The sequence below is a fragment of the Aestuariimicrobium sp. T2.26MG-19.2B genome (genome assembly GCF_950101875.1).
Lineage (GTDB): Bacteria > Actinomycetota > Actinomycetes > Propionibacteriales > Propionibacteriaceae > Aestuariimicrobium > Aestuariimicrobium kwangyangense.
This window is the reverse complement of the sequence record NZ_CATNLW010000001.1, coordinates 904,323-920,826: the sequence shown is the minus strand read 5'-3', so window position 1 is coordinate 920,826 and position 16,504 is coordinate 904,323. Positions and strand designations below refer to the sequence as shown.

Sequence of the window (16,504 nt, the reverse complement as noted above, 5' to 3'; positions counted from 1 at the left end):
CCACACGCCAGCAGGGGCCCGACCTGATGGTCGGACCCCTGCTGTCATCTGCACATGAGTGCGCGGGTGTTGCCTCAGTGCGTGCGGCCCGCGAGGGCTTCGATCAGCCCCTCACGGCCGTGGCTCAGGACCAGTTGCCCTGGATCGTGCGCTCGTTGTCGTCGTAACCCTGCGAGATCTGGCCGAGAACCAGGGTCATCCTGTTGGTGATGTCGGCCATCTTCTGCGCCGAGGCATCCCACTGTCGCTGAACGTCGGCGTAGGCCTGCCGGGCGGCGCCGTCCCACTGGGCCAGCGACTGGTTGAGTTCGCCCTTGAGTCGTTCCAGGTTGTCGGTGAGGCCCTTGTGGGCCTGTCCGAGATCCTGGATGCCGGTCTGCATGGCGGCCGCGTTGACCTGGGTCAGATCGCTCATCGTGTGCTCCTTCGAAATCGTGTGCGGTGGGTGGGTGGGTCAGAGCATCTGGGCGATGGGGTTCGCCGCAGCCTTCTGCTCTTCCTCGTTGCGGGTGTAACGCATCTGCGAGTCGACGAGCTTGGAGTGGATCTCCTCCAGGCCGGCCTTGACCTTCTGGAACTCATCGTCGAACTGGGAGTAGGCGCGGTAGAACGCGTCGGAGGCCTGACCGGTCCAGCCCGCGCGGAGTTCGTTGATCTGGTTCGACAGCGTCGTCTGGAGCTGGTGAATGCCCTGGTGTGAAGCGTCGATCTGGTCCGCAGCCTTCTTCATTTCTGCGCGGTCGACCTGCTGGTTGCCAGCCATGACTTCCCTTTCATGAGAAGGCGACGGGTCGGTCCCGACGCCTGGAGGGTTCCCCGCACGAGGCACCCGGGGGGCTCATGGGGTCGTTGTCCTGCTGTCGAAAACACTAGGAGAGGGCGGGGTCATCTGTGCCTCCGTTCCACCGGCCTGGGAGGCATCAGCCCAAGTCAGAGGGATTCGACGGGGCAAAGTTGAGCACGATTACTCAGGACGACCAGGTCAGGAGGTGACGCGGATCTGGGTGGCGCTCAATGACACACCGGCCGGTAGCCCGTCCTCGAACAGGGCCATCACCCCACCGGGCACCCGCATCAGGGTGGTGTTGCCGGAGGTGTAGCCCAGAGCCCGACGCGAGGCAGGGTCGGGGATGCCGTAGATCTTCTGGTTGACCACCAGGAACGAAGCCGTCTCGGTGCCCTTCAAAGCCCGGTTCATCAGCAGTGCGCCGCCCTGGTTGGGCATCTCGACCACATCGGCCTTGTTGCCACGCGGTGTGGTCGCGTTGACCGGCAACGCCGGGGTGGGCAGGTCGACGTCGAGTCGGGGGTGGTCGGGGTCACTGCGGGTGTACGTCGCGCACACCGAGACCTGCTGCATCGACACCTGCAGTGAGGGCCCCACGGGGCGTTCGTAGGGCAACCCCGGGGTGCCGACGTCGGTGAGGGTCGCCACGGAGGCGTAGTCGGCCTCCGAGATCGACACGGGCTCTCCGACGTTGAGGGTCGAGACGGCCAGCTTCATGTCGAGGTAGGTGATCCGGGCGAGGCCCTCGTCCAGTTGCACGTAGTAGCGCACCCGGGGCGAGTTCTCGTCCCCGACGCGTGCGAGGTCGCCCACCCTCAGGTTCTTCAACCCCTTGGACGGCATGGAGCCGCGCCCCTCGATGGCCAGCGGCTCGATGGGCGAGCCGACGGGCAGTGCGGCCAACCATGCGTCGCTGACGCGGGCCACGGGCAGGCCCTCGATCAGGGGAGAACTGCCGCCCCCGGGGGTCGAGAGTTGGTGCGAGGTGCCTCGCATGATCACGTACTGGGTTCCGTCGGGCGTCTGCACCGCCAACGACGAGTCCTTGCCGGCGGGTTGCTGGCCGCCGATCTGCACGGTCAGGAATCTCTCGGAGCGCACATTCTCGGCGGTCATGCACGCGCGCAAGGGGTACGGGTCGATGTCGCTGGGGTCGGGGAGTTCGTAGGGCGCGGAGGGGATGCCCAGGCGGCTCAGTCGGCGCACGTCCTTGATCAGGCTGCTGCGCACCTGCACCGTCGCCGGCGTGGTCGAGGTGTCACCGGCGCCGGCTCGCAGCCGCGCCGAGGTGATGTCCGCCATCGGGTAGAGCGCCTGCTGCTTCTCGTCGTAGACGAACAGGGAGCCCGAGTCCATGTCCTGCAACACCACATTGGGGTTGCGCCAATCCGTGGCCAGTCCGGGCCTCAGTTTGCCGAGCAGCAGGAACCCTCCGAGGGCAACCACGCCGATCAGCACCGAGACGAAGGTGGCAGTGGTGATGCGTCCCAGGGGTGACTTCGGGGCGTCGGGATCGCGGTCGACCAGCGCCGACACGAGCCGTTGGGTGACGAACGAATGGGCCTTCAGCAGGTCCTTGCGCTCCGCCATCGCTGCCGTTCCCCATCCTTGTCCTGCACACCGGTCGCGGCCCATTCTTGCCCGAGCGGGGGCCAGCACGGCAATCGCGTGAACGATGCACAGGTCTCGGGGCCGGCCGCACACTGGGTGCTGGCCCTCGGGCTGCCTAGAGTGTTGTCGATCGCGGGCTCTCATGGCCGCCCGCCCACACCACGAACCCAGCATGACGCCCACGAGCGAGGCAAGCACAGAAGGGAAGCCGAGCGATGACCGGTGGACCCCCCTCGCGGCAGGCGCAACGTGCCTGGACCCTTCCACTGCCGACGGCGCTGCGCTGGGAGGTTGCCCTGCTGGTGCCAGTGACAGTGGCCCTGGTGGGTCGAACGACCGGCTGGCTGGTCGTCGCTGGTGTGCTGGCCCTCGCCGTGGTCGTGCTGGGCATCCCCTGGAGCGGGCGGAGCCTGCTGGGGACGGTGCTCAGCCGTCTGCGTTTCGGACGGCGCCGAGCCCGCCGGGTCGAGCATCCCGACCTGCCCGTCGACCTGGTACCGCTGGCGCAATGGCTTCCGGGGCTGCAGGTGACGCAGACCCGCTCGGCCTCGGGCACCGACGTCGGGGTGGTCACCGATGGCGAGTCATGGACGGCCATCCTCGCCCTGAACTCCGACGACCTGATGATGGCCGACGCGGGGGAGCGAATCGATCTCGATGCCCTCTCTGGCCTGACCCGGCAGGACGACATCATCTTCGCCGGCCTGCAACTGGTCACCTACACCGTCCCGGCGCCCGTCACGGCACTCCTGCATCCCGGCAGCCCGGCGGCCAGGGCGTACCTCGAGATCTCGGACGAACTCCCGCCGGCCATTCGGCGAACGTGGTTGTGCGTGCGGCTCGACCCGCGCCTGTGCCTGGAGGCCGTCGCCCGTCGCGGTGCATCCACCGAGGGCATCCACGGCACGCTTCGCTTCGGTCTGCACCGGGTGCAGGCGGCGCTCAAGAGACAGGGCCTGAGCACTCGGGTGCTGAGCCCCGTCGAGATCCACGAGGTGCTGGGACTCACCGCCGGCTCGACCCCGGACCATCCCGAGCAGCGTTCGGTGGAGTCGTGGACCTCATGGGACTGCGATGGCCTGGTGCACCTGGGGGCCCGGGTGAGGGCTGGCGGGGACGCGTCGCTCGCCCATCAGTCGCTGCTCAGTGCCCTCGACCGGGCGCCTGTGCTGTTCGCCGTCACCAGCTACACCATCGACGACCGCAACCGCCCCAGCGGTGCGGTGAGAGTCGCCGCGCCGAACCGACAACTGGCTGAGCAGGCGTTCGAGCAGTTGCGTCGGCAGTTGCCTCGGCACGTCACGTTGTCGGCCCGGGGAGGCGTGCAGGTTCCCGCTGTGCTGGGCACGGTTCCCCTCGGACGGGCGGTGCTCGGATGAGCCAGACGGCGCCGGCTGGTTGGCAGCTGCCCCCGGCCGAGGAGTCCGGCAAGGCGGCGGTGGTGCGCACCGGGCCGTCCGGTCTGGTTCTGGGACGAAGCGCGCGAGGGGCTCAGGTGGCGATTCGCCTGTTCCGCCCCCAGGGAACCCGGATCCTGCTCGACCTGCCTGCCTACGCCACCTGGCTGGTGGCCTTCCGGGCGATGTGCCTGGGCGCGCACCTGTCGGTGATCAGCGAGGACCATCGTGGCTGGCGAGGGCTCGCCAAGGTGGTCGGTGAGGCCGGGGGCACCATCGACCTGTTGCGCCGTGCCGAGAACCTGCCGGCTCAGGGGCGGCCGTATCGTCCCAGCCTGGTGATCGACGATGCCGAGAGCTTCGACGGCATCCAGGCCCCGATGGGGGCATGGCAGGCGATGGCGACGATCACCTCGACCTCGTCGAGTTCGGCGGTGCACGCTCTGCGGAACTGTGACCTGGCGCTGATCGGGCAGACGAGCGGCAAGTCCGTCGACCACCTGCGGAGGGCCTATCTGCTCAGCCCCCAGCACACGGCCCTGTTCGATGACCTGGGTTCGGCGGTGGTGCTGGCAATGCCGCGCAGGGCGGTCCGAGTGGAGTTCCCGCCCACCCAGACCGAGTACGAATTGCTGTTCGCATGACGTGCTGGACCGGGGGCGGTGAGCCGTGACCTCCGAAACTCCGCTCCAGGAGCAACCCCCGGATCACTACGACGCCTTCGCGGATGCCTACGCGACGGCGAACGAGAACGGCCTGTTCAACCGGTGGTACGCGCGGCCAGCAGTCCTTGACCTGCTGGGTGACGTCACCGGACGCCGGATCCTCGACGCCGGCTGTGGGTCGGGGCCGCTGCTGGGCGATCTGAGGGAACGGGGAGCGAGCGTCGCTGGCTTCGACGCGAGCCCCGAGATGATCCGGCTGGCGCAGCAGCGGCTCGGGGACGACGCGGCACTTCAGGTGGCCGACCTCAGCCAGTCGCTGCCGTACGGGGACGAGTCCTTCGACGATGCACTGGCCGTGCTGGTGCTGCACTACCTCGAGGACTGGTCGGGGCCGCTGCAGGAACTGCGCCGGGTGCTGAAGCCCGGTGGGCGCCTGGTTGTCGTGGTCAATCACCCGGCCATACCGCTGGTCATGTACCCGGAGGTCAACTACTTCGCGACGGTCGCCCATGAGGAGGAGTACGACTTCGGCGGGGTCTCGGCGACGCTGACCATCTGGTACCGACCGCTGGGCGCCATGTCGGAGTCGTTCACTGCGGCGGGGTTCAGGATCGCGGCGATCCGCGAGCCAGCCGTGTCGCCTGGGACGCCGCCCGAGCTGCTGCCGTCGAGCGCGTCGGACCCCCGTCGCTTCATCGGGTTCCTCTTCTTCGCCCTCGAGGCGATCGCGTAGGCAGCTCCTCTGTCGGGGCGGTCGCTGTCGAGTTCTCGTCAGCGTCGGGGCCCACGCGCCTGCGAGTGGCGAAGAGCCCTGTCGCAACGGCCGCACCCCAGAGCAGGAAGAGCGGATCCCACAACCAGGCGTGACCGATCATGCCAGGCCGGTCGAAGCCCGACTGCGGCTCGATGGCACCTGCGAGAACCAAGTTGGCGACGACGGTGTTCAGACCGCCCCAGATGATGAGGACCGAAGCGCCGAGCCAGCAGGCCGACCGCGTGAGGCGCCGAGCCGGCCAGCCCCAGAGGACGAGCGCCATCGGAGCCACGGCTGCGATCAGCTTGATCGCCCCGATGGGCGCGAGGAGCCACTCTCGCCCGTGGAAGCGTGCCACCAGGTCGCTGCCCAGCGACCACGCCAGAGCCGTCCCACCTGCCGCCCAGTAGAAGCTGAACCCGGCGTGGATGCCGCCCAGTACTGTCGCCGCAACGAACCAACGACTTGGCCCGGGGAGACCCGCGCCCTTGGACGCGCGAGTGTTCCGACTCACTCGCCGGCGACGCGGGGAGAGTTCACCCCGGCCCCACTCAGTCGCCTCATCCGCCGAGACCCCGCACGCGCACGTAGAGGTCGAGGACGCCCAACAACAGCGGCACCATGGTCAACAGCGAGACCCACTCGAGAATGTCCCCGGCCCGTCCCCAGGTGGGGGCGACGATGGTGTTGTACATGCTGGTGGCGAAGATCGCCAGCAGCAGCACGGCACCCACCAGCACCAGCCCGCTCACCAGGGCCTGCCACACCGGTGGCAGCCGTACGAGCGACAGGCCGAGGGCCCCCATCAGCACGAATGCTCCCGACAGCAGCAGGGCCAGGCGTTGCTGCAGGCCGACGAACGCTCGTCCGCGCAGGGCGAGGGCCAGACCGACGGCGGCGGTGAACCCCAGGGCCCACCACGATCCCGACAGCACCAAGGGGACGGCGAGCACGCTGACCACCAGACAGGTGGCGACCAGCAGGGCGGCCACCAGACGGTCTGCCAACAGGGCACGCGACACGATGTCGGACTGCACGGGCGTCTCGTCGGCCATCATCGCCTGGGCGTCGGGAGGAACGGCGGGCAGGGCGATCCGGGCGATCCGGTAACTCCACGTCGGGAGGACAGAGGTGGTGGCGACCATCACGGCGATGGTGACGGCTGCCACCGAGGTGGCCCAGGTGGGCTGCACCACCATCACCGTCGAGGCCACGAGCAGCACCGCCGCCGTGACCGCCGCGGTGAACAGTCCCATCACCTGCACCCCGGCCGCCAACGCACAGGCCGCAGCCACGACGAGCACCGCCGCCGCAGCCACCGTCACCCGCAGGGGCAGGGCAGAACCCGTCGGCAACACACCGAAACCCGCGAGCGCGGCGAGCGCCACGGCCGTCCACGAGAAGGTTGAGGCGACGCGGTACTCCCCGGCCGCACGTGACACCGAGACGGCAGCGATCGCGCAGCCGAGGGCGAGCACGCCGGCGGCCGCCGCCGCCCAGGCCGCGATGTCACGGAGCCCCGGTTCTCGTAGGGGTTGCACGACCATCAGCAGGGGGAGCCCGAACAGCAGGGCGACCATCACGCCGAGCGCCAGGCGCTGGGAGTGACGGGGCGCCCAGGAAGGACGGCGCTCGGTCGAGGTCGCGACAGCGTCCACCACGTCATCGAACGCGGCATCGGGCAGGGCGTTCTCGCGCTGCCTCAGGTGCAGCGTCTCGCCGTCGTTGAGCCCCAACTGCGAGACCAGCTGATGGGGGTCGAGCGGATCCTCCCCGAGGCGCTGCAGCACCCACGAGTGCACCGCATCGGAGGTCGTGTTCGACTCAAGACCTGCGAACCGGACCACACTGGGCAGCACCTCACCCAGGGTCACCTGACCCGGCAGGGCCAGGTCGACCCGCCGGTTCGGCGAGATGACGGTGACCCGGGCGATGTCTTCGTCGGTGGGGGTGCTCACGAAGACGCAGACTAGTGCCCGCAGGGGGCGTGAGCCGTTCGCCGACGCGACGGCTGAGCCTGACCACCGGCATGATGAGCGGGTGGCGACGATCACTTTCAACCGTCCGCGGCGTGCGACCCCACCGGTCATGCCGCGGGGTGACCTGTTGCTCGAACCGCCGCCCGAGATCCCGCCCCCGCAGAGCGCCAAGATGTTCACGCGCCTGCTGCAACTGCTTCCGATGGGCGCCGGCGCGGTCGCGATGGGTCTGATGATGATGGGCGGCAGCGGGGCGCGCGGTCCGATGGCGGGGGTCATCGGCGGCATGTACGCGGTGTCCATGCTGGGCATGATGCTGAGCCAGGGCGGACGTGGCCAGGACGAGCAGGCCCAGCAACTCGACGCCGGACGACGCGAGTACTTCCGCTACCTCGGGCAGACGCGCAAGCAGGTCAGGGCCGCCGCCGACCAGCAGCGTGCGGCCGTCGCCTACCGCCACCCCGATCCCGAGACCTTGTGGACCGTCGTCGGCAACAAGCGCATGTGGGAACGGCGCCGCGACCACGACGACTTCGCCTCGATCAGGGTCTCGGTGGGCCCGCAGCAGTTCGCCAAGAAGCTCACCCCACCCGAGGCCCAGCCACTGGAAGACCTCGAGCCGCTGACCACCGGGGCACTGCGCCGGTTCATCCGCACCCACCGGCTGGTGCAGGGTGTGCCGCTGGCCATGAACCTCGACGGATTCCGTGAGATCAGGCTGGTCGGTGACGTGCAGGCCTGCCGCCAGCTGGCCTGGTCGATGGTGGCGCAGATGGCCACGTGGCACGCCCCCCAGGACGTGCGGTTGATGGTCTGCGCCGACCCCTCGGTGCAGCACCAGTGGCAGTGGGTGAAGTGGTTGCCGCACCTGCAGCACCCCGCCAAGGTCGACGGCGTGGGCAGGGCACGCCTGTTCGCCACCAACGCCGACGACCTGGTCGAGCTGTCGCTGGGCGGTCCGGGCCTCGAACAGCCACCCGCGCAGATCGTGGTGGTCGTCGACGGGGTCGATGAGGTGGCCGCCGGACAGTTCCAGACCGGCACGTCGCACGCCATCGGGCTTCACGTGACGGGTGAGACCACGGTGCCGGCACGCCTGCTCGACCAGGTGGCCGTGCTCGAAGTGCGTGACCAGACGGTCACCCTGCACCGGCGCACCTCGCGTGGGGTGATCGCGAGGACGCCGCTGGGTCGTCCCGATGCCGTTCCCATGGTCTACATGGAGATGCTGGCGCGGGCCATGGCCCCCTATCGGCTGCCCGTGACGAGCGCCACCGGAAGTGAGGACGACGAGTCGTCCGAGGTCGTCTTCGAGCCTCCCCAGGACTACCCGGCCATGCTCGGGGTGGGTGATCCGCTCACCCTCGACGTGCGGCAGGCGTGGAAGCTCCGGCCCCTGCGGCAGCACCTGCGCATCCCCTTCGGCACCGCCGAGGACGGTCGTCCGGTCGAGCTCGACATCAAGGAGGCGGCCCAGGGCGGTATGGGGCCGCACGGCATCTGCATCGGCGCCACCGGGTCGGGCAAGTCGGAGTTCCTGCGCACCCTGGTGCTCGGGCTCGCCATGACCCATTCGACCGAACAACTGAACTTCGTGCTGGTCGACTTCAAGGGCGGCGCCACGTTCCTCGGGCTGGACGACCTGCCCCACGTCAGTGCCGTGATCACCAACCTCGAGGGCGAGGCCAGCCTGGTCGAACGCATGCAGGACGCCATCGGCGGCGAACTCGACCGCCGCATGGAGGTGTTGCGCGCAGCCGGCAACTTCAAGAACCGCGAGGACTACGAGCACGCCCGTCAGGCCGGCGCCGACCTGCCCCCGATGCCCCACCTGTTCATCGTGGTCGACGAGTTCTCGGAACTGCTCACGGCTCGTCCTGAGTTCATCGACCTGTTCCTGCAGATCGGACGGGTCGGCCGCTCCATCGCCGTGCACCAACTGCTCGCCTCCCAGCGTCTGGAAGAGGGCAAGCTCAAGGGCCTCGACACCTTCCTCTCCTACCGGATCGCGTTGCGCACCTTCTCACCGTCGGAGTCGCGCACGGTGATCGGGGTACCGGACGCCTACGAACTGCCACCGGGCCCCGGGAACGGTTACCTCAAGTTCGACACGGTGGGCATGACCCGGTTCAAGGCCGCCTACGTCTCGGGACCGTGGCACGGCAATGCCGCCACGCCCGCGGCCAGCGGGGTGGCCGGTGAACTCGGGGCCTCGGTCATCGAGCGGCGGTGGGTACCGCCGGTGCTGGAGTTCCTGGCCGAACCCGTCCCCGTCGTGCAGGCACCGCCAGCGGAGGACCCACGCCCCCAGGCCGTCCGGGCCGGGGTGGAGGGTGCCTCCGTGACCGACCCCATGGCTCAGCCCGCCGACGCGGCTGCCCCGAAAGCCGATGCCGACCCCGAGGACGACGAGGAGACGATGCTCTCCATCGCCGTCAACCGGATGAAGGGTCACGGTTGGCCGGCGCACCGGGTGTGGCTGCCACCGCTGGACGACCCGCCGACGATGGACCTGTTGCTGGGTGCCCCGGTCGTGGTCGCCGGACGAGGCCTCACCGCTCCCGACCCGTCGACGCACGGTCAGTTGCGCGCCCCCATCGCCCTGGTCGATCGTCCTCGTCACCAGCGACGCGACCCCTGGTGGCTCGACTTCTCGGGCTCCGGCGGCAACATGGCCGTGGTCGGGGGCCCCCAGTCGGGCAAGTCCATGGCCCTGCGCGCCACCATCGCCGGTCTGGCCCTGACCCACACCCCGCGGGAGGTGGGCTTCTACGTGCTCGACTTCGGCGGCGGGGCGCTCACCTCGATGCGCGAACTCGTCCACGTCGGCTCGGTCTGTGGACGACTCGACGTCGACCGGGTGCGCCGGACCATCGCCGAACTGACGAGCCTGCGCACCAGCCGTGAAGTGTTCTTCGCCGAGCACGGCATCGACTCGATGGCCACCTATCGGCGCGGTCGCCGGGACGGGACCATCCCGGCGGACCGGTTCCCCACCGATGTCTTCCTGGTGGTCGACGGGTGGGGCACGGTCCGGCAGGAGTTCGAGGCGCAGGAGCAGGTGATCACGAACCTGGCGAACGGCGGCCTCGGATTCGGCATCCACGTGGTGCTCGCCGCGTCCAAATGGTCGGAGATGCGCTCCACCATCCGCGACAACCTGCAGACCCGGGTCGAACTCAAGCTCGGTGACCCATTCGAGTCCGAGGTCAACCGCAAGGTGCAGGCGCTGGTGCCGGCAGGTCGTCCGGGTCGGGGGGTGCAGGCCGAGGGGCTGCACACGCTCATCGCCCTGCCTCGCATCGACTCCGTCGAGAACGCCGACGACGTGCAGCGCGGGCAACGCGACCTCATCGCCCGCATCAACCAGGCCTGGGACGGGCCCCGGGCCGCCGAGGTGCGCCTGCTGCCGCTCAGCCTGCCGCCGCAGACGCTGCCGGCCATCGGGTACGACGGCACGGACCGCCGTATTCCCTACGCCATCGACGAACTCGAGTTGGCGCCGGTCTGGTTCGACCCGACCGCTGATCCGCACCTGGTCGCGTTCGGCGCTCCCGAGACGGGCAAGTCCAACCTGGTGAAGCTGATCCTGCGTGGCATCACCGAGCGGTACACGCCGAAGGAGGCCAAGATCGTCCTGATCGACTACCGCCGCTCGCAACTGGGCTTCGTCGAGACCGAACACCTGATCGGCTACGCACCGTCGGCCGGTGCCGCCGGGGAGATGCTCAAGAACTCGGCGGACGCGGTGCGAGCCCGGCTGCCCGGGCAGGACGTCACCCAGCAGCAACTGCGGGATCGGTCGTGGTGGACCGGCGCCGACCTGTTCGTGGTCGTCGACGACTACGACCTCGTCGCCACCTCCATGGGAAACCCGCTGGCACCCTTCGCCGACCTGGTCAACCAGTCCCAGGACATCGGGCTGCACCTGGTGATCGTCCGCTCAATGGGTGGTGCGGGACGCACCGTCTTCTCCGACCCGATCGTCGCCCGCATGAAGGACGCCCAGATGCCGGCACTGATCATGAGCGGCACCAAGGACGAGGGGGCACTGTTCTCGGACGTGAAGCCCTCACCGCTGCCGCCTGGACGGGCGACCCTGGTGAACCGCTCGGGCAAGGTGATGGTGCAGATGGCCCACCTCGACCACGGACGGGACCCGGGCCAGCAGCCCGACTGAGACGAGGTCAGCCGCGCCGCGGCCGAGCCGCCCGGAACCCTCGCCGGGCCGCGGCCGGAACGACCAGCCGCAGCACCAGACCGGCACCCGCGAGGGTGAGGGCAACCGCGGCCACCGCCAGGGCCAGCCACATCGGACCGCGGTCGATCGTGACCGACTCGCGTGGTGGCACCGGCGGGGGAGTGGGGCTGGACGAGGGGTGGCTCGAGGTCGGCGCGGCCGGTCCGGTGAGCGCCCGCAGTGGGTTCACCACACCGCTGCCCAGGTAGGGGTCGGGCACCGATGCCACGGGCGGGTCGGCCGTCTCGACCAGCCGCTGCTTCACCTGGGCCGGCGTCAACCCGGGATGGCGTTGCAGCATGAGCGCCACCACCCCGCTGACGATCGGGGTCGCGAAGCTCGTGCCGCTCACCTGCGCGTACGCCTGGTTGGCCAGCTTCGCCTCGACACCCGACCCCTTGCCTGACGGAAGGGGCCGGCTGGGGGAGAGCGCGAGGATGCCCGCGCCGGGGGCGGCCACCGTCACCCGCATGGCGGAGTTCTGGTAGGCCTCCGCGGGTACCGCCTGGTCTTGTGGGTTGGTCATGCCCACCGCGATCACACCCGGGTACGAGGCGGGGAAGGCCGGCCCCTGCAGTCCTTGGGCGGCGTTCCCGGCGGAGGCGACCACCACGACCCCGTGGTCGATGGCGTTGCGGACGGCCGCCGCGTACTCATCGGTGCCGAAACTCATGGCCTGCGAGATGTTGATGACGTCGACCCCCATGGCCACCGCGTCGTTGATGGCGGCGATCGTGGCGCTGGGGTCCTCCTTCTGGGCCGAACCCTGGTCGTCCGCCTGGTTCGTGAGGGCACGCATGGCGATCACCTTCGCCCCCGGGGCGACACCGGAGTAGCTGGTGCGCGGGTCTACACCGGGCTCGCCGACGATGATCGAGGTCACATTGGTGCCGTGGGTGCAATTGATGCCCTGCTCGGTGTCGCCCGGACCGCGCGGCCGCAACCTTTCCTTGTCGTCAAGGGGGAGGTAGTTGCGGGTGGAGATGCGTCGAGGGTCGAGCAGGGCAGAGTTGAGGTTCGAGACCCCGGTGTCGATCACTGCGATCGTCACCCCCGAGCCGTCGGCCAACTGCCACGCGCGGGTCAGGTCGAGTCGCTCCAGGTGCCACAACTTGGGAATGGCCGCCCCCGGTGTGGGCGAGACCGTCTGACACAGCGAAGCGTCCAGCCCGACGCCTTCGGCGCGGGCCGGGACGGGTGCCTGCGTGACCAGCAGCGACACCAGCGCACCGACGACGGCCGCCTGTCCCAGGCGGGAGCGAGGGGCCAGGCGGGGGCGGGGAGCCACGGTGGAGTGGGGGGCCAGTCGTGGTTCTCGGGGGCTGGTCACGCTGATCAGGCTAATGGGCCCCGGTGGCAGCGTCCGCGCCGTCGCCCGCACGCAGGGGGCCGGTGACATCACCCGCGGCTAGGGTGTCGGCCATGGTCGGCAAGCGTGGACTGCCCCTCGGCAAGGGTCCTCGGGCGGGGTGGTACCCCGACCCGGACGTGTCCGCGCGGTTCCGCTGGTGGGACGGCGGCCGGTGGACGACCTGGTTGTCGTCGACCAGGGAGCAGACCTTCCCGCCGCCCGGCGGAGCCACCGTGGTGCCCGTGCCCACCCGTCGCGACCGGGTGACCCGCGCCCTCTGGCTGGTGCTCGCGGTGCTCGTGCTGGCGATGGCCGTGATGGCTGCCGTCGGCATGGTCGTCAACCAGAGACGTGCAGAGGCTCGTCCACAGGTGTCGTGGGCACGGTCGGTCGCGCCGGCCCCCACACTCACCCCGGCAGGCCAGTACGGCACCATGCGCATCGACGGGTCGGGACTGGTGACCTTGGACGGCTACCTCACCGTGCGAGCCCCGCACGGCAGCGGGTGGACCGTGGGGAACGATGGGGGGACCACATCGTTGTCACCCTTCCTCGACCCGGCGCTGACCGTCGCTCATGCGTCGTCGGTCGACCCCAAGGGGTCCAATGGCACGTTCCTGGTGGGTCTCCCCGAACAGGCGCTGATCCCCGAGACGATCGACCAGACCGGGCCGGCGACGACACGCGCGCTGATCGAGGCGGCCTGGGGGGCCGACGAGAAGGAGCCCACCCGGGTCTCGATCCGCTCCTCCCGCAAGGCACCGGCGATCGGCCAACCGCAGGGCACGACCGGTGCCGGGACCTCGCTGAGCGCGTGGCGGGTGACCGCCGACTTCGTCACGGGGCCGCGCTCGTCCGAGAAGGCCATGGTGCTCGACCTGACCTTCCTGCAGGTCACCCCGGGGCAGTGGGTGGTCATCGGCATGGCGATGGGACGCGCCGTCGAACCCGAGTTGATGCCGCAGCTCGACGCGGCGCTCGCCTCGGCTGCGACGGCCCAGCGCTGACCGACGCAGCCATCCGGACGAGACCCCGGGCGAAGGGGGCGGGTGGTCGTCCTAGAGTGACAGCCATGCTCGGATACTTCGGCCCCGCCGGAACCTTCACCCACCAGGCACTGCTGAGCCTCGACCAGGGTGATGGCATCCCCTTCGCGACCGTGGGGGCAGCCCTCGACGCCGCCGCGGTCGGTGAGGTGTCAGCGGCGCTGGTGCCCATCGAGAACTCGGTCGAGGGAGGGGTGTCGGCCACCCTCGACACGCTTGCCTCCATCGGCTCGCTGTGGATCGTCCGTGAGGTGCTGCTGCCCGTTCAGTTCGGGCTGTTCGTCCGTCCGGGCACCCCGCTGACGGAGGTGCGGCGGGTGCTCACCCACCCCCACGCCGCGGCCCAGTGCCGCGACTGGTTGCGGACGAACCTGCCCGGTGCCATCGTCACCGAGGGCGGCTCGACTGCCGGTGCGGCCCAGGAGGTGTCGGATCCCTCGTCCAAGTACGACGCCGCCGTGTGCGCGCACGTCGCGGGCGAGATGTACGGGCTCGAGCTGGCCGCCGACGCCATCGCCGACAACACCTCGGCGGTGACCCGGTTCGTGCTGGTGGCCCGCCGCGGGCAGGTGCAGGAACGCACGGGCGCCGACAAGACGACCCTGGTGGCCTACATGCACGAGGACCACCCGGGCGCCCTGCTCGAGATCCTCGAACAGTTCGCCACCCGCGGCATCAACCTCTCGCGCATCGAGTCGAGGCCCACCAAGACCACGCTCGGCTCGTACTGCTTCTCGATCGACGCCGACGGCCACCTGAGGGACGCACGCATGTCCGAGGCCCTGCTCGGGTTGAAGCGGGTGTGCAAGGACGTCATCTTCCTCGGTTCGTACCCGCGTGCCGACCGTGCCCAGCCCTCGCTGGCGCGGGGCACCTCGGACGCCGAGCACGAGGCCGCCAAGGCCTGGCTGGAGGGCCTGGGCGCCTGACCCCACCGCCGGCAAACTCACCTCTTGGTCACACTGCATGGCCATGAGCGTGAAGTTTGCGCGAGAAGGTGAAGTTTGCGGGTGCCGCCCAGACGATCAGGGGCGAACGATCAGCAGACAGCCGGGCTCGATCCGGGCCTCGAAGCTGCGTGCCTGGTCGATGGTGTCGCCGTCGAGTTCGTAGGGCAGGGGTTCGGCCACGTCGAAACGCAGGTGGCGCCCTTGGCGCATCAGTACCTTGTGCCGTCGCCTGAGCAGCACACCCACCCCGTAGGCGAACCACTCCCCGACGTTGCGGGGTGCCGTCACGACCACGTCGAGCAGGCCGTCGGACGGGTCCGCCTCGGGGAACAGCGACAGCCCCGACTGCACCTCGCCGACGTTGCCGACCAGCATCAGGGTGGCCGGCCCCTCGTGGATGACGTGCCCATCGAGGGTGACCGTGGCCTGGACCGGCGGGGTCAGCAGGTTCTGGGCGATGGCGACGGCATAGGCGACCGACTTCACGGTGCGCTTGAGGCGCGGATCGGTGGAGGCCATCACCAGTCCGTCGATGCCGAGCCCGGCCATGACAGCGACGTGCTCGGACTGCCCGGCTCGTCCGTCAACGGTGACCTTCAGCAGGTCAATGGCGCTGGGACGACCGTCCAGGGCCAGGGCGAGGGCGGCGTCCAGGTCGGTGGGGACCCCGAGGTTGTGGGCCAGCAGGTTCGCCGTGCCACTGGGGATGAGGGCGAGCGGCACCCCACTGCCCGCGAGTTCCCCGGCGACGATCCGGACGGTGCCGTCACCGCCGGCCGCCAGCACCAGGTCAGCCTTCGCCGCGATGGCGTCGCGCGCCATCTGGTGACCCGGGTCGGCCACCGACGTCTCGAACCACAGCGGCTCAGCCCAGCCCCGGGCAGCGAGTTCTCGGGTGAGCACCCTGCGGAAGGTGGCCAGGTCGAGCACCTTGGCGGGATTGACGATCACCGCGCACCGCGGCAGCGGCCCCTCGACCGCCGGTGGTGCCAGCGCCCAGCGAGGGTCGACGTGCACCCCGCAGACCCACAGCGACAGCGAGGTCAGACAGGCGCCCAACAACACCGCGCCCACGAGATCGGTGGTGTGGTGCGCCGCGAGCAGCCATCGGTTGACCCCGATCGCCACCACCGTGAGCACCGCCAGCACCCGCACCAGCACCTGGGTTCGGCGCTTGCGGCGGGCGATGGTGACCGCCACCGAGACCAGGATGGCCGCGACGGTGAAGGCGAGCACGTGCCCGGACGGATAGGCCCAGCCCCGGTCGGTCGACAACTCGGAGAAGTCGTTGGGCGGACGAGGTCGGTGCAGCACCCGTTTGAAGAGTTGGTCCACCAGCCAGCCCACGGAGGCCGCCACCACCACGGCGGTGCCGAACCGACGCAGATTGGCCCGCAGGGCCCACCAGCCGAGGGCGATCGTGAGCAGCGGCATCACCACGACCGGCTGGGTGACGAACGCGATCGCGGTTGCGGCCTCGGCCCACCAGGTTCCTGGTTGCACGGTGAAGTGGTCGGCGTCCAAGGGGGCCAGCACGGTGGTGCGCAGGGTCAACCACGTGAAGACGGCGAAGGCGACGCCGAACCCCAGACTCGTCCACGCAGCGAGTCGCACGGGGTGGGGACGCGGTGCCATGGCGCGAGCCTAGCGAGAGCGCACCCGCCAACGGTGTCGAATGGGTGCCACCCCATCCGTGGACCAGGTGAGGCGGCACCCGACCGTCG

Annotated in this window: 13 protein-coding genes; 6 read left to right on the top strand and 7 right to left on the bottom strand. The window is 69.8% G+C overall.

All coding sequences use genetic code 11. The features are described 5' to 3' along the window. Nucleotides 1–124: 124 nt before the first annotated feature. The 3 genes from QQZ11_RS04135 to eccB all read right to left on the bottom strand — a co-directional run bounded on the left by QQZ11_RS04135 (nt 125) and on the right by eccB (nt 2,377). A complete protein-coding gene (locus tag QQZ11_RS04135) occupies nt 125–415 on the bottom strand; it encodes a WXG100 family type VII secretion target (RefSeq protein WP_284548837.1) in 291 nt (96 codons plus the stop codon). Between the two features lie 39 nt (nt 416–454). Beyond that, nucleotides 455–763 (bottom strand): WXG100 family type VII secretion target, encoded by a 309-nt coding sequence (locus tag QQZ11_RS04130; protein WP_022909136.1) that lies wholly within the window; start codon nt 761–763, stop codon nt 455–457. Between the two features lie 219 nt (nt 764–982). Continuing rightward, on the bottom strand, nt 983–2,377 hold the full coding sequence (gene eccB, locus QQZ11_RS04125) for a type VII secretion protein EccB (RefSeq protein ID WP_284548835.1): 1,395 nt from the start codon (nt 2,375–2,377) through the stop codon (nt 983–985). A gap of 236 nt (nt 2,378–2,613) precedes the next feature. Between eccB and QQZ11_RS04120 the strand changes: the two genes are divergently transcribed. The 3 genes from QQZ11_RS04120 to QQZ11_RS04110 are packed head-to-tail and all read left to right on the top strand — an operon-like array spanning nt 2,614 to nt 5,193. Then, nucleotides 2,614–3,777, top strand: coding sequence for a type VII secretion protein EccE (locus QQZ11_RS04120; RefSeq protein ID WP_284548834.1), 1,164 nt, complete (start codon nt 2,614–2,616; stop codon nt 3,775–3,777). Continuing rightward, nucleotides 3,774–4,439 (top strand): hypothetical protein, encoded by a 666-nt coding sequence (locus tag QQZ11_RS04115; RefSeq protein WP_022909139.1) that lies wholly within the window; start codon nt 3,774–3,776, stop codon nt 4,437–4,439. The genes QQZ11_RS04120 and QQZ11_RS04115 overlap by 4 nt, the downstream gene beginning before the upstream one ends. Before the next feature lie 25 nt (nt 4,440–4,464). Further along, nucleotides 4,465–5,193 (top strand): class I SAM-dependent methyltransferase, encoded by a 729-nt coding sequence (locus QQZ11_RS04110; RefSeq protein WP_284548833.1) that lies wholly within the window; start codon nt 4,465–4,467, stop codon nt 5,191–5,193. Here the strand turns inward: QQZ11_RS04110 and QQZ11_RS13625 are convergent. Together QQZ11_RS13625 and eccD are read right to left on the bottom strand one after the other, a co-directional pair. Then, nucleotides 5,153–5,728 (bottom strand): DUF3995 domain-containing protein, encoded by a 576-nt coding sequence (locus tag QQZ11_RS13625; RefSeq protein ID WP_446698810.1) that lies wholly within the window; start codon nt 5,726–5,728, stop codon nt 5,153–5,155. The genes QQZ11_RS04110 and QQZ11_RS13625 overlap by 41 nt on opposite strands. 46 nt (nt 5,729–5,774) lie before the next feature. Continuing rightward, on the bottom strand, nt 5,775–7,172 hold the full coding sequence (gene eccD / locus QQZ11_RS04105) for a type VII secretion integral membrane protein EccD (RefSeq protein ID WP_284548832.1): 1,398 nt from the start codon (nt 7,170–7,172) through the stop codon (nt 5,775–5,777). Between the two features lie 82 nt (nt 7,173–7,254). Here eccD and eccCa point away from each other — a divergent pair, with 82 nt between their 5' ends. After that, complete coding sequence (gene eccCa / locus QQZ11_RS04100; RefSeq protein ID WP_284548830.1) at nt 7,255–11,373, top strand: type VII secretion protein EccCa; 4,119 nt, start codon at nt 7,255–7,257, stop codon at nt 11,371–11,373. A gap of 7 nt (nt 11,374–11,380) precedes the next feature. Here the strand turns inward: eccCa and QQZ11_RS04095 are convergent, their stop codons facing one another. After that, the gene (locus QQZ11_RS04095) at nt 11,381–12,763 is read right to left on the bottom strand and encodes a S8 family peptidase (RefSeq protein ID WP_284548829.1); all 1,383 of its coding nucleotides are present in this window, start codon (nt 12,761–12,763) and stop codon (nt 11,381–11,383) included. A gap of 92 nt (nt 12,764–12,855) precedes the next feature. Between QQZ11_RS04095 and QQZ11_RS04090 the strand changes: the two genes are divergently transcribed. Further along, nucleotides 12,856–13,791 carry a DUF2510 domain-containing protein gene (locus QQZ11_RS04090; protein ID WP_284548827.1) on the top strand — a complete coding sequence of 312 codons (936 nt, stop codon included), beginning with the start codon at nt 12,856–12,858 and terminating at the stop codon, nt 13,789–13,791. 65 nt (nt 13,792–13,856) lie between these two features. Further along, on the top strand, nt 13,857–14,759 hold the full coding sequence (gene pheA, locus QQZ11_RS04085) for a prephenate dehydratase (RefSeq protein WP_022909145.1): 903 nt from the start codon (nt 13,857–13,859) through the stop codon (nt 14,757–14,759). Between the two features lie 96 nt (nt 14,760–14,855). Here the strand turns inward: pheA and QQZ11_RS04080 are convergent, their stop codons facing one another. Next, nucleotides 14,856–16,415: a diacylglycerol kinase family protein gene (locus QQZ11_RS04080; RefSeq protein WP_284548826.1), complete on the bottom strand. Its 1,560-nt coding sequence runs from the start codon at nt 16,413–16,415 to the stop codon at nt 14,856–14,858. Nucleotides 16,416–16,504: the final 89 nt, after the last annotated feature.

Bases quoted from the DNA above. Each gene is read 5' to 3' on its own strand.
- QQZ11_RS04135 (WP_284548837.1), bottom strand. From the start codon at position 415: ATGAGCGATCTGACCCAGGTCAACGCGGCCGCCATGCAGACCGGCATC.
- QQZ11_RS04130 (WP_022909136.1), bottom strand. From the start codon at position 763: ATGGCTGGCAACCAGCAGGTCGACCGCGCAGAAATGAAGAAGGCTGCG.
- eccB (WP_284548835.1), bottom strand. From the start codon at position 2,377: ATGGCGGAGCGCAAGGACCTGCTGAAGGCCCATTCGTTCGTCACCCAA.
- QQZ11_RS04120 (WP_284548834.1), top strand. From the start codon at position 2,614: ATGACCGGTGGACCCCCCTCGCGGCAGGCGCAACGTGCCTGGACCCTT.
- QQZ11_RS04115 (WP_022909139.1), top strand. From the start codon at position 3,774: ATGAGCCAGACGGCGCCGGCTGGTTGGCAGCTGCCCCCGGCCGAGGAG.
- QQZ11_RS04090 (WP_284548827.1), top strand. From the start codon at position 12,856: ATGGTCGGCAAGCGTGGACTGCCCCTCGGCAAGGGTCCTCGGGCGGGG.
- pheA (WP_022909145.1), top strand. From the start codon at position 13,857: ATGCTCGGATACTTCGGCCCCGCCGGAACCTTCACCCACCAGGCACTG.
- QQZ11_RS04080 (WP_284548826.1), bottom strand. From the start codon at position 16,415: ATGGCACCGCGTCCCCACCCCGTGCGACTCGCTGCGTGGACGAGTCTG.